12 protein-coding genes are annotated in these 12673 nt (G+C 68.5%); 2 read left to right on the forward strand and 10 right to left on the reverse strand.

The features are described 5' to 3' along the window. Positions 1-99: 99 nt before the first annotated feature. Positions 100-678 (forward strand): 2'-5' RNA ligase family protein, encoded by a 579-nt coding sequence (locus ACIOVG_RS03575; protein WP_400869108.1) that lies wholly within the window; start codon positions 100-102, stop codon positions 676-678. A gap of 14 nt (positions 679-692) precedes the next feature. On the opposite strand, the gene ACIOVG_RS03580 is transcribed toward ACIOVG_RS03575, so the two are convergent. The 7 genes from ACIOVG_RS03580 to ACIOVG_RS03610 form a co-directional block, all read right to left on the reverse strand. After that, positions 693-2261: an alpha/beta hydrolase gene (locus ACIOVG_RS03580; RefSeq protein WP_400869110.1), complete on the reverse strand. Its 1569-nt coding sequence runs from the start codon at positions 2259-2261 to the stop codon at positions 693-695. Positions 2262-2432: 171 nt separating this feature from the next. Next, a complete protein-coding gene (locus ACIOVG_RS03585; protein ID WP_400869112.1) occupies positions 2433-2996 on the reverse strand; it encodes a hypothetical protein in 564 nt (187 codons plus the stop codon). A 28-nt stretch (positions 2997-3024) separates the two neighbouring features. Continuing rightward, positions 3025-3429, reverse strand: a complete 405-nt coding sequence (locus ACIOVG_RS03590; protein WP_400869114.1) for an SHOCT domain-containing protein — start codon at positions 3427-3429, stop codon at positions 3025-3027. A 77-nt stretch (positions 3430-3506) separates the two neighbouring features. Continuing rightward, entirely contained in the window at positions 3507-3767 is a 261-nt protein-coding gene (locus tag ACIOVG_RS03595; protein ID WP_400869116.1) for an SHOCT domain-containing protein, read from the reverse strand. Further along, positions 3764-4180 carry a hypothetical protein gene (locus tag ACIOVG_RS03600; protein ID WP_400869118.1) on the reverse strand — a complete coding sequence of 139 codons (417 nt, stop codon included), beginning with the start codon at positions 4178-4180 and terminating at the stop codon, positions 3764-3766. Before ACIOVG_RS03600 ends, ACIOVG_RS03595 begins: the two co-directional genes overlap by 4 nt. A 25-nt stretch (positions 4181-4205) precedes the next feature. Then, positions 4206-5717 (reverse strand): leucyl aminopeptidase family protein, encoded by a 1512-nt coding sequence (locus ACIOVG_RS03605; protein WP_400869120.1) that lies wholly within the window; start codon positions 5715-5717, stop codon positions 4206-4208. A 71-nt stretch (positions 5718-5788) separates the two neighbouring features. Continuing rightward, the gene (locus tag ACIOVG_RS03610; protein ID WP_400869122.1) at positions 5789-7450 is read right to left on the reverse strand and encodes an AbgT family transporter; all 1662 of its coding nucleotides are present in this window, start codon (positions 7448-7450) and stop codon (positions 5789-5791) included. Positions 7451-7538: 88 nt separating this feature from the next. On the opposite strand from ACIOVG_RS03610, the gene ACIOVG_RS03615 reads away from it, so the two are divergent. Next, the gene (locus ACIOVG_RS03615; RefSeq protein ID WP_400869124.1) at positions 7539-9107 is read left to right on the forward strand and encodes an SLC13 family permease; all 1569 of its coding nucleotides are present in this window, start codon (positions 7539-7541) and stop codon (positions 9105-9107) included. 18 nt (positions 9108-9125) lie between these two features. Here ACIOVG_RS03615 and ACIOVG_RS03620 read toward each other — a convergent pair whose 3' ends face one another. From ACIOVG_RS03620 to ACIOVG_RS03630, 3 genes are all read right to left on the reverse strand, one after another. Then, positions 9126-9761: a LuxR C-terminal-related transcriptional regulator gene (locus ACIOVG_RS03620; protein WP_400869126.1), complete on the reverse strand. Its 636-nt coding sequence runs from the start codon at positions 9759-9761 to the stop codon at positions 9126-9128. An 84-nt stretch (positions 9762-9845) separates the two neighbouring features. Further along, on the reverse strand, positions 9846-10829 hold the full coding sequence (gene ccsB / locus ACIOVG_RS03625; RefSeq protein ID WP_400869128.1) for a c-type cytochrome biogenesis protein CcsB: 984 nt from the start codon (positions 10827-10829) through the stop codon (positions 9846-9848). Positions 10830-10833: 4 nt separating this feature from the next. Then, positions 10834-12660, reverse strand: a complete 1827-nt coding sequence (locus ACIOVG_RS03630) for a cytochrome c biogenesis protein ResB (RefSeq protein WP_400869130.1) — start codon at positions 12658-12660, stop codon at positions 10834-10836. Positions 12661-12673 lie beyond the last annotated feature (13 nt).

The following is a 12673-nucleotide window of genomic DNA, read 5'->3' on the forward strand; positions in this document are numbered from 1 at the left end:
CGCCCGCCAGCCCCGGCGGGCGGCGTGTCACGTCTCGGGTCCGAAGTTACGCGCGCCGCAGAGGCCACTCCGTATGCTCGACCCATGCGTCGACCGTTCATGGCTTCACCTGCTCAGCTCGCCTCACTGGAAGGACAGCAGTACCTCGTGCTGCGCCCGACCGACGCGGTCGCCGCGGAGTACCAGGCACTCCAGCGCGATACCCTCGCGGCGCTGGACACCTCGGTCACCTTCCCGCACACCGGACACATCACCCTGCGCGGATTCGCGGAGTCGGCACGTCGGGAGGAGCTGGTCGCGGCCATCCGGACCTGGGCGGCGCGACAGCATCCGATCACCGTGACCGCCGACGCGGTGGACACCTTCCCTGCTCCCTGGCAGATCGTGATCCTGCGACTCGCTCGCACCGACTCACTCGTCGCCGCCTACGCCGCGCTGACCGATCTCCTCGTCGAGACGGACTTCCGGAGACTCGGCGAGCTCGACCTGGAGGACTGGACCTTCCACCTCTCCGTCGTCTACGGCAAGACCCTCGATGCGAAAGCCTGGGACGAACTCGACCGCGCCGCGCGCCACCCCCTCCCTGCGCCGCCGACCGAGATCATCGCCGAAGCCGAACTCGTCTGGTACCAGGACGGCATCGAGCATGCGGAGGTCATCCCCCTCGGCCATCCCTAGCCGTCAGCTGCCCCTCACTCCTGGAACGGCTGAATCGGCGCGTAGCTCTCGATCTCGGTGCGGATGGCGGCGACCGCCTCCTCGCCCAGCCCGGCATCCCCGGTGACCTCGCGCCACCCCGAGGTGACGACGTCGCCGAAGTTGTGTCCATGACGCGCGGGCACCGCCTCCCCGCCGAGCATGTCGATCCCGACCTGCACCACCGTCACGACCGGGATCCACCGCATCGACGGGCTGACGTCCTCACCGCGCTGCCCCTGCTCCAACCACTCGGGCGCACGCCACAGCAGCTCCGGCGTCAGCCACGTCACCGGATCCGTCGGATGCTGCAGGTACAGCACCCGCGGATGCTCCCAAGGTCCGGAGAGCAGGCCCTGATCGCCGTCGCGTGACATCCACCGCACCTCACGCCCCTCGTCGAGCACGGGCCTCCACACCGGACTGCCGGGGTCCCGGGCATCCTGCAGGGACTGCCAGAGCGTCGATCCCGCCGGACTCCCCACGAACATCGCGCCGTCCGTGCGCGCGCGAACCGCGTCGAGATCGTCGAACACCGCCTGGCTGCCGTGTGCTCCGAGGCTGAGTCCGTAGCTGATGAGCTGAGGGCGGTCGTCCACCGGCAGCTGCATCCACCGCTCCTCCACCGCGTCGAACAGCACCCGAGCCGCCTCGACCGGAGCATCGGGGTCGAACAGGAACGACACCCAGCTCGGGGTGTACGCGTACTGGAGCGCGGCGATCGCCGTGTCGCCCGCGTGCAGGTACTCGATCGAGTCGACCGTCTGCGCCTCGAGCCATCCCGACCCGGTCGTCGTGGCGACCACCAGGACCTCACGATCGAAGGCGCCGGTGCGCTCGAGCTCCTCCACGACCAGCCGGGCGCGTTCCTCCACGGTGTCAGCGGATGCCAGTCCGGCGTACACACGGATCGGCTGCATCGCTGGCGCATCGTTGAGCGCGGCGATCTCGTCGGCCGTCGGTCCCCCTCCGACGAATGCACTCCCGTGCCTGCCGAGGTCTTCCCAGTCGATCGCCGAGTCCGGCCCCGCCGAACGGTACGTCGAATCCGGCTCCGCCAGCCCCGCTTCGGGTCCGGCGTTGAGTCCGGCGTAGATCGTGTCGACCGCGACCACTGCGGCGAGCGCGACACCTGCCGTGCCCGCGACCACGACGGTCGCGGTGCCGAGGATCGCCATCGGCGGTCCGCTCTTGCGCCGCAGAGCGAGGAACAACCGTCGATGTGCCTTCCCGATCGCGAGCAAGAGAACCGCGACCGGCACGAACCCCGTCAGGAAGGGGGCGAGGTCCGCACCGCCCAGCGGCGGCATCTCGACCAGTGCGCGCACCTCGTTCTGCCACGAGAGCGCCTGCACCGACAGGACGGCGACCGCGGCGAGCCAGATCGCGGCGTACGTGATCCACAGCACACTGCGCAGCGCCGGGGCGGGACGTCGGCGCACGAGCGAACGCGCCACTCGCCACACCGCGACGCCCAGCAGATATCCGATGGCGAACGCGACAGCGGTGACCACGCCCTGGAACAACGCGGGGCGCGGCAGCAGCGACGGTGTGACCGAGAGCACCGCGAGGCCGAGTCCGCCCAGCGCCCCTCCGGGGTCGAGGTGCCACCAGCGGCGAGAGGGAAGCGGGACGTCGTTCAGCTGGTCGGCAACGGAGGGAGTATCGATGGTCGTATTCCGGTCAGTGGTGGAGAGGGCGGTCAGTGCTGGAGAGGGCGGTCAGTGCTGGAGAGGTCAGTGGTGGATGAGGGCTTTGAGCGCGATCAGGATACCGCCGAAGGAAGCGGTCACCAGCGCCCCACCCAGCCGCGCCCACATGCTCGTGGTGCGGGTACCGGCGATGACCCAGCCGACGATCGCGAGCAGCAGGACGTCGACGCTCAGCGCCATCCACACGGCGAACCCGTCGTGCAGCAGGCCGGCGAAGCCGAGGAACAGGATCAGGACCGGCACCGCGGCGAGCCCGAGCAGGCCGACAGACTCGTTGAGCCCGTGACGGACGGCGGAGCCGATGCCCCCATCGCGCTCCGGATGCTCCGCCATCCACGACACCGCTGCGGCGTACACGTGCGCCGCGAAGAAGACGAGCAGCGTCGCGATCACCGACAGCAGCGCCTCGCCGGAACTGGCCGTGAGGTTGCGACTGACCACGATCATGCCAGCCACGATGATGAGGCCGTAGATGCCCTCCGCCGACGTGGCGAGCGTGCTGAGCCGTGCGGCACCTGATGCCGCGGCGCTCCCACCCGGAGGCAGGGGCTCCGCGCCGCCCGGCGCTGCGCGGGGCACGGGCGTCATCGGCCCGATCCTCGCGCGGCTGCTCGGCTCATGCCGTTGCGCGAGACAACGCCGCCTGCTTCAGCGACGCGAACTCGGCGTCAGTGATGGCGCCGGCGTCGAGAAGACGCTTGGCCCGCTCGATCTCGTCGGTCGGCGTCGCCGCCGAACCCGCGATCGAGCGCACGTAGTCCTCTGCCTGATGCTGCGCGGCGGCAGCCTGCTGCGCTGCACGCTCACCCATCCCCTTGCCACGGACGATCAGGTACACCAGCGCCGTCAGGAACGGCAGGAATACCAGGAACAGCAGCCAGACCGCCTTGGCGAAGCCGTTGAGCGCGCGGTCACGGAACAGATCGGTGATGATCGAGAAGAGCGCCATCAAGTAGGCGACGAAGACGAAGATGGTGAGGAACCACCAGATCACGTCAGCGATGGTTGACCAGAAAGACATTCGATTACTCCCCTTGCCGCCGGTGCGGCATCAATGAAGGATGCCGTGAGTACGACATCCGGCCTTTTCATGTCGTATCAAGACCCGAGCAGACGCTGCTTCTGGGCCGTGAACTCCGCCTCGGTGAGCACGCCGGCATCGCGCAGCTGACCCAGTTGCTGCAGCTGGCCGATCAGCTGCTGCGTGTCGACCGCTGACGGGGCCGCCGCAGGCGCGGGAGCGGCCGCTGCCGCCTGTGCAGCATCCTGCGCCGCCCACTGCTGGCGCTGCCGGCGTTGCACGTTCCCCACCACTCGTGTGGCCACGGATGCGCGTGCAGCTGTTCTCAAGAGGCTCATTCCCCTGCTCCTTCCTGCGGTGCGGACTCTTCGTCGAGGTCGGCGGCGTCGATCCCGCCCGACCAGATATTGCGACCGCCGAGCCCGCCGACCAGCCCGGCGACTCCGGCGAGGCTGCGGTCTTCATAGACCACCACGAGCGCGCGCTCTCCGGCGGCGAGCTCCCGGCCGATCTCGGCCAGGTCCTCGTCGTCGAGCAGGTCCGTCTCCGCCGCGTCGGCTGAGGCGTTCTCGAACGGCTCCCGGCGCACACCGCCATCCGCGCTGCCAGCGATCAGCTCGATATCGAGCACCTCGATCGCGTGTGCACGCTGGAGCGTCTCGAGCTCTTTGATGACGACCGTGAGGTCGACCCCGAAGGGAACGGCGAACACCGCGAAGTTGAGCGGTCCGACATACGTCCATGAAGCCATGGCACTCCTCGTTCTGTGATGGGTTTCAGGATGCGGGGGCGAAACCGCGCGCGACCTCGAGCAGGATGCGGGCTCCGAACCCGGTCGCCCCGGCGGTGCGCCAGGCGTCATCCTTCTCGGTCTGCATGGTGCCGGCGATGTCGAGGTGCGCCCAGGGCGTCTTGCCGACGAAGTGCTCGAGGAACAGTGCCGCCGTCGTCGCACCGGCGAACGGACCGCCGAGATTCGCGATGTCGGCGATCTGCGAATCGAGCTGCGTCCGGTACTTCTGCTCCAGCGGCAGCTGCCAGACCTGCTCGTCGACCGCCGCGGCCGCCGCCGTGACCAGGTCGACCGTGCGCTGATCGTTGCCGAAGACCGGAGCTCGCGCGGGGCCGAGCGACACGAGCGCAGCACCGGTCAGCGTCGCGATGTCGACGATCGCGTCGACGCCGTCCTCGTTCGCCAGCACGAGGGCGTCGCTCATCACGAGGCGTCCTTCGGCGTCGGTGTTCTTCACCTCGATGGTCGTCCCGCCGCGGGCGGTGAGCACGTCACCGAGCTTGTACGACGTGCCAGAGGGCATGTTGTCGGTGCACATCAGCCACCCGGAGACGGTCGCCGTCGTGCCGGCATCGCGCAGTCCGGTGAACGCGCCGAGCACCGCCGCGGCACCTCCCATGTCCATCTTCATCAGCAGGTGCATCGGATCGCTCGGCTTGAGGCTGATGCCGCCCGAGTCGTACATGATCCCCTTGCCCACCAGACCGAGGTGACCTGTGCTCGGGCCGGACGGGGTGTAGGTCAGCTTGATCATGCGCGGCTCTTCCGTCGACCCCTGGTTCACGCCCAGGAGTCCACCGCATCCGAGCTCGACCAGTGCGTCCTTGTCGAACAGCTCGACGGCGAATCCGAAACGCTCCCCCAGCGACTCGGCGATCTCGCCCATGTTGACCGCCGTGAGGTGTCCGGGCGGGGTGTTCGCGAGGTCGCGTGCCACCACCGCAGCACGGGCTCCGACGAACGCCTCGGCGACAGGCCCCTCGATCTCGCCGTACCCCGGGAGATCGAGCGTGAGCGCCCCCAGGGCGACGTGTTTGGTCGTGCTGTTCAGCACGGTGTAGCGGTAACGGGCCAGCAGCGCCCCCTCGGCGAGCGCCCGGATGGCGACCTCGAGCTCGACACCCGCGAGGTCGTCGATCCGCAGTCCCAGTCGCTCATGACGGGAGGCACCGCGTGCCAGCGCCGCCGCGGCATCACGCAGCGCATCGGTGGTGAGGTCGTTCCGGTCGCCCAGACCGATCACGACGAGCTCGGGCTGCCCGGCGCGGGGCACGGTCAGCACAGTCCCCGACTTCGCCGTGAACCCCGCCTCTTCCAGAGCGGCACGGTCGAACCCGACCGCGGCAGGCACATCACCGTCGGCGTAGACGCCGATGCCGATCGCCTGCACATCGGAGGGGATGGCTCCGACCTCGATCCGCGCGGCGTCGAGGTCGTCCAGCCCCGGCACCGTGGCCAGGTCGGCGGGGATGATCTTGTTCGGTCTGCGGTCCACGGGGGTTCTCCTTCGGTGTGGGAGGGGTCCTGGGTCGCCCGGCTGCGGAGCAGGGGGCGTGGGAAGGTCGGTCAACCGACCATGTCCACCGGGGAGCCGGGCCCCCACGGGATGCCGAGCAGGAACCACACGACGTAGAGCGCGACCCACGAGATGAGCATCCACATCGCGTACGGGATCATCAGGGCGATGATCGTGCCGATGCCCGCATCCTTCTTGTAGCGCTGGGCGACGGTGACCATGAAGGGCAGGTAGACCATCAACGGCGTCAGCACGTTCACCGGCGAATCGCCGACCCGGTAGGCGGCGAGCAGCGTCTGCGGTGCCACATCGAGCGAGGCGAAGATCGGGATGAACACCGGCGCGAAGATCACCCACTTGGGAACCAGCCCGGGGAGGATGAAGTCGAGGATCACGATCACGATGATGAACGCGAGCAGCAACACGATCGCCGGCACGTTGGCCTGCTGCAGCAGCTCCGCGGCCGACACGGCCGCCACCGTCGGCAGGTTGGTCCAGTTGAACAGGGCGATGAACTGGGCGATCATCAGGAACATCACGAGCAGGCCGCCCAGGCTCGCGAAGGTCTTCGCGATCGCTCCGACGGCAGCGGAACCGCCGCGGAGGGTGCGCGCGCCGGCACCGTAGGCGAGACCGCACACCAGGAACGCCAGCGAGATGATGAACACCAGGCTCGCCATGAACGGCGTGGTGCCGATGATGGCTCCGGTCTCGGGGTCGCGCAACGGCGCACCGGGAGGTGCCGTGAGCAGGGCGATCAGTGCCACATAGCCGAGCAACGCCCAGAACGAGAACCGCAGGCCGCGCGCTTCCGCGTCGTGGTCGATGTTCTCGGTCTCGTCCGCGATCGTGAGTCCACTGCGGTCGTAGGCGCCCAGCCGCTTCTCCGTGATGAACACGGTCACCAGCAGGGCGACGACGGCCAAGAGGATCGACGACACGATCCCGAAGTAGAAGTTCTGCGTGACCTCGATCGGCTCCATCCCCGCGGAGGTGAGCACCTCGTTGGTGATCTCCGTGAGCATGCTGTCGCTCGGAGTGATCAGCAGGTTCGCGCCGAAGGCCGCTCCGACACCGGCGAATGCGGCGGCGAGGCCGGCCAGCGGATTTCGCCCGACCGTGAGGAACGCCGCCGCAGCGAGCGGGACGAGGATCAGGTAGCCGGCATCCGTCGCCACCGAAGAGAGCACTCCGACGAAGATCAGGATGAAGGCCAGCCAGCGCCGCGGCGCGACCTTGACGACGCGACGGATGAGCGCTCCCATGAGACCGGCGTGCTCGGCGACGCCGACGCCCGCCATCGCGATCAGCACGACGGCCACCACTCCGAAGCCGGCGAAGTTATCGACGAACGACGTGAAGAAGAACCGGACGCCCTCGACCGAGAGCAGGTTGCGCACGTCGAAAGTGCGCTCCTCCACGATGTAGTCGGGGACCTCGGCAGGTTCGCCCGTGACGGAGTCGTAGATGCTCCACGTGCCGCCGAGGTGCTCGTTGATCTGCGAGAACTCGTCGCGCGGCACCGGGGTGACCACCTCGTCGGTCACCGACACCCCGACCCACGACAGGATCGCGGAGAGCACGGCGATCAGTCCGATCAGGTAGACGAACATGATCGTGGGGTCCGGCACCTTGTTGCCGACCTTCTCGATCCAGTTCAGGAACCCCTTGCTCTCGGCACCCGGGGTGCTCAGTTCCTTCGCGGCAGGCATGATCCCATCCTGGCGTGAGTGACCCGAGCATGACCCCCCCCAATATTGGGGGATGCCGGGTCGCGCACCGCCGTTTATGGTCAGCCCTATGGACCCGATCGTGACGACGCTCATCATTCTGCTGTGCGCGGTGATCGCGTTCGTGTCGAATCGCATCCCCCTCGGCGTCGTCGCCGTCGGCGTCTCGGTCGCCCTCTACCTTTTCGGAGTGCTGGATCTGCACAGCGCGCTGGCTGGTTTCGGCGACCCCACCGTGCTCTTCATCGCCGCCCTGTTCGTGGTGAGCGAAGCACTGGAATCCACCGGCATCGTCGCCTGGGCGGGGCAGGAGGTGATCGCCCGCACCGGCACGAACCGCAGCCGCCTACTGGTCACGATCGGTCTGCTCACCGCCGTTCTCACCGCGGTCATCAGCGTGAACGGAGCTGTCGCCGCGCTGCTGCCCCTGGTCGTCGTCGTCGCGGCCCGCGCGGGCATCGCCCCGTCGCAGATGCTGATGCCGCTCGCGTTCTCGGCACACGCGGGGTCGATGCTCGCACTCACCGGCACCCCGGTGAACATCATCGTGTCGGAGATCTCCGCCGACAACGGAGGCCGGGCCTTCGGCTTCTTCGAGTTCGCACTGGTCGGTCTGCCGCTCGTCGTCAGCACGCTCGCGATCATCCTGCTCTTCGGATCTCGGCTGCTCCCCTCGAGGGCTGCCGCCTCGGCACCGGTCGACCTCGAGAAGCTCGCCAGGACGCTGCGGGCGGACTACGCGATCACCAGCGAGCGCCCGCTGATGTCGGCGGCCAGAGGTGTGGCGGAGGTGGTCGTGCCCCCGCGCTCCTCCCTGATCGGACTGCATGTCTTCGCGGGAATGTGCACGCCGAGCGGTGACCTCGTGGTGCTCGGCGTGCGGCGCGGTGGCGAATCGCTCGACAGCGCCGGCGACCGGCTCCGCGCGGGTGATGCGCTGCTGCTCGACGGCTCGTGGGACGACCTGCAGCGCCACACCGCCCAGCGCGACGAGGTGCTGGTCGTCGATGCGCCGCTCACGCTGCGTCGGTCCGTCCCGCTCGGAGCCGGCGCCAAGCGCACGTCCGTGATCCTGCTCGTCATGATCGTCCTGCTCGCCACCGGCGTCGTGCCCGCCGCGATCGCCGGTCTCCTGGCCGCCGGTGCACTGATCCTGACCGGGGTCGTGCCGATCGCGCGGGCCTACCGCTCCATCTCCTGGACCACCGTGATCCTGGTGGCCGGCATGATCCCGCTGTCGACCGCGTTCCAGGAGACCGGTGCGGCGACGCTGATCGCCGAGACCCTGCGCACCTGGCTCGGAGACACCGGGCCCCAGGCCGCAGTGGCCGTGATCGTCGTCATCACGCTCCTGCTGGGCCAGCTCATCAGCAACACCGCCACCGTGCTGATCGTGGCTCCGGTCGCCGTCGCACTGGCGAGTGCGATGGATGCCTCGGTGCTCCCGTTCCTGATGGCGCTGACGGTCGCCGGTGCTGCCGCCTTCCTCACGCCGGTGGCGACTCCGGCGAACCTCCTGGTCATGGAGCCGGGCGGCTACCGGTTCGGCGACTACGCACGGCTCGGCCTGCCGCTGATGCTGTTGTTCTTCGCGGTCGCGGTGTTCTACGTGCCGCTGATCTGGCCGTTCGGCGGCTGACCCCGGCCGTGAACGGACTCAGCGCTCGGGCGAGACGAGCCCGTCCTCCACGGCGCGGCGGAAGAGGTCGACCTTGGTGGGGGCTGCCCGATCGACCGCGGCGTACTTGGCACGGATGCGGCGCACGTGATCGATGATGGTCTCCGGCGACAGGTACAGCAGCTGGGCGACCTGTTTGGCGGTCTCCCCCGAGGCGTACAGCGACAGCACCTCCGACTCACGGGGACTCAGCTGCGCCGACACGAACTCGCGATCCGACTCGAGGGCCGCGGCCCAATCCGCGCTCGCGACGATCTCGCCACGGGCGGCCCGGCGCACCGCATCCGCGATCAGATCGATCCGGTCCGACTTGCGGATCATCCCGGATGCGCCCGCTCGGGCAGCCTCGCGGATCAGGTGCGGTCTCTCGCCGGACGTGTACGCGATGATGGGCGCCCCCAGCGGCGCCAGCGCCTGGATGTTCTCGGCCGGGCCCGTGCCGTCGGCCAGCGACAGGTCGAGCAGCACCACGTGCAGCGGTCCGCCGTGGCGCACCACCGCCGCCGCCGTCGTCCCGTGGGCGACGACGCGGATGTCATCGCTCTTGTGGAGGATCGCGACGGTGCCGAGCAGCATCGCAGGATGGTCTTCGATGATTCCGATCTCGATGGTCACGGATCAGTCCTCCCGTTCACAGTGCCTCCCCCGCGATGAGCATACCTCTGCGCATCGGAGGGCAGTACCTCTGCTGCGGTGCGATCAGGACAGGCCGGAGTAGGCGTGCAATCCCTTGAAGAAGACGTTCACGATCGTGAAGTTGAACATGACGGCGGCGAAGCCGACGATCGCCAACCATGCCGAGGGGTTTCCCCGCCATCCGCGGGTCGCCCTGGCGTGGATGTATCCGGCATAGAGGACCCAGATCACGAACGTCCAGGTCTCCTTGACGTCGAAGCCCCAGAAGCGGCTCCATGCGTAGTACGCCCAGATCGATCCGGCGATCAGCGTGAACGTCCAGAGGATGAATCCGATGATCGTGAACCGGTACGCCATGCTCTCGAGTCGCTCAGACCCGGGGAAGGTGCGCAGGAAGCCGGGTCCCGTCTTCTCCGCGCCCTCGGACACGAGGCGCTCCCGACGAGACTGCATCAGCTGGATGACCGACAGCGCGAAGGCGAGCGCGAAGAACGCCGTGCCGAGCGATGCCACGAACACGTGGATGACCAGCCACACGCTCTTCAGCGGGTCCATGAGCGGCGACACGTCGATGTAGAAGTTCGTGGCCGCGAGTCCGAGCAGCACCACGACGAGGCCGGTGATGAACGTGCCGAGGAACCGCAGATCGACACGGAACAGCACGATCAGGTAGACGGCGATGATCAGCAGCGTGCCGATCATCGCGAACTCGTAGAGGTTCGCCCACGGGACGCGTCCGGCCGCGATGCCCCGGGTGAGGGTCGCGGCGAAGTGGAACAGGAACGCGAGCACCGTCAGCGAGGTGCCGATGCGGGCCATCACGAAGCGCTGCGGCGCGGCATCCGTGGTGCCAGGTGCGACCTTCGACGCCGCGGTACCGCGGGCGCCGACGGCTGCGCCCACGAGCTCGGCCTGAGCGACCGTCTGCGAGTCGGCGCTCAGCTGCGAACGACGCGCGAGGTCGAAGGCGTAGGCCACGAACGCAGCGGCGTAGATCGCGATCGCCGTCCACAGCAGGATCGGCGAGATCACGTTGAGGTCGAACATGGTGTCAGTCTACTTTCGGGGTGTCGGATGCGGGAGCGACGTCGGGAGCCGCCGAGCCCTCTGCCTGGGTCACTGAGCCCTCTGCCTGGGTCGCTGAGCCCTCTGCCCGGGTCGCTGAGCTCGTCGAAGCGTCCTGCGCGGCGACCGCTGCCGATCCGCCCTCGGCGTCGAGCAGGCGCCCGTGACCGGCGACCAGGTCGTCGAGAGCGATCGCAATAGTGGGATCCTCGCCGCGCGCGAGTCCGGCGTACTCGAGGGCGATGCCGTCGGCGGTCGCCGTGGCCTTGACCCACACGCGGCGGCGCGGCACGAAGAGCGCAAGCATGAGGCCGCCAAGCGCGAGCAGCGCGAAGCCGAGCACCCAGGGACCGGAGTCGTCGCGGTGGATCTGCAGCGAGGCGAACCGCTTGACCGACTGAGAGGCATCGGTCGCCCCCGCGGGCGAGTCGTCCTCGAAGGTCACGGTGCCCATGCCGTTCGGCAGGTCGGCGGTGTCGCCAGGGGCCAGCTGGATGGAGTCCTTGCCGACCGCGCGCCCGGTGAGCTGGGTCAGGTCCGACGTGTCGAGCACGTAGACGGACTTGGGGCTTCCGCCGTCGATGCCGAGGTCACCCGCGAACACATCGAGCGTCAGGGTCGGATTCGTGAGCGCAGGATAGGCCGAGAAGAACGCGCCCGAATCCAGGACGCCCGTCGTCGGATAGAACAACCCGCGGATACCGAGCTGCTCGGGCATGCCGTCCGTGATCTTGATGATCCCCAGGGAGAACATCTGCGCGTCCTGCGGCAGGAACGGAGTGCTGCCCGTGAACACGACATCGCCATCGGCGTTGCGCACCGTGATCCTCGGCGCGTAGCCGTTGCCGAGCAGGAAGACGTTGTCGTCGGCGACGCCGAGAGGTTCGTTGACCTTGACGGAGCCGGTGCGCTCCTCACCGTTCTCCTTCACCGTGACGTTGGCCGAGAAGTCTCCGGCCTGCCCCGACCCTGGCTCGCCGAAGGGCTGGTAGCTCACGTCGAAGGAGTCGAGCCGCATCGTGTACGGCGCCAGGGCGTCGTCGCCGACGAAGCGGCCACGGTTCATCGAGTCGTAGTCGACGAGGGTGTTCGCGAAGGTCTCACCCTCGACCAGCACGCGCTGTCCGGTGTATGAGAAGCCGCCACCGATGCCGACCGTGATCAGCACGCCGACCAGAGCCAGGTGGAAGAGCAGGTTGCCGGTCTCACGCCAGTAGCCGCGCTCCGCCGACACCGAGAACGTGCGGCCGCGGTCGTACCGCTCAACGCGGTAGCCCAGCGCCTTCAGCTGCGAGGTCGCGATGTCGACCGATGCGGCGGCAGCGGACTCGGGATCCGCGGCAGTGCGCTGCACGGCACGGAAGTCCTCGAGCCGCTGCAGTCGCGCGGGGGTGCGCGGCGGCCGCGCCCGCAGCGCCTTGGCGTGGTGCTTGATGCGCGGGATGACGCAGCCGACGAGCGAGGCGAACAGCAGCAGGTAGATCGCCGAGAACCACGGAGACAGATAGACGTCGAACAGCTTGAGCGCGTCGAGGATCGGGAAGATGTCAGGGTTGTCGCGCTGCCACTGGGTGACGCCGTTGGGGTCGGCCATGCGCTGCGGGAAGATCGAGCCGGGGATCGCGGCGATCGCGAGCACGAGCAGCAGCACCAGCGCCGTGCGCATCGAGGTCAGCTGACGCCAGCCCCAGCGCAGCCATCCGACCAGTCCGAGTCGCGGCTGGGCGATCGACTCGTCTCCGTCGATGTGATCCGAGGGGCGCAGCGGGTCGGACGTGTCGCTGTTCTTCTTGTTCACGGCGGCCTTGGTCATCTCGTCTGCGTTC

Origin of the sequence: Microbacterium sp. NPDC087591 (genome assembly GCF_044743625.1) — a bacterium.
Taxonomy (GTDB): Bacteria; Actinomycetota; Actinomycetes; order Actinomycetales; family Microbacteriaceae; genus Microbacterium.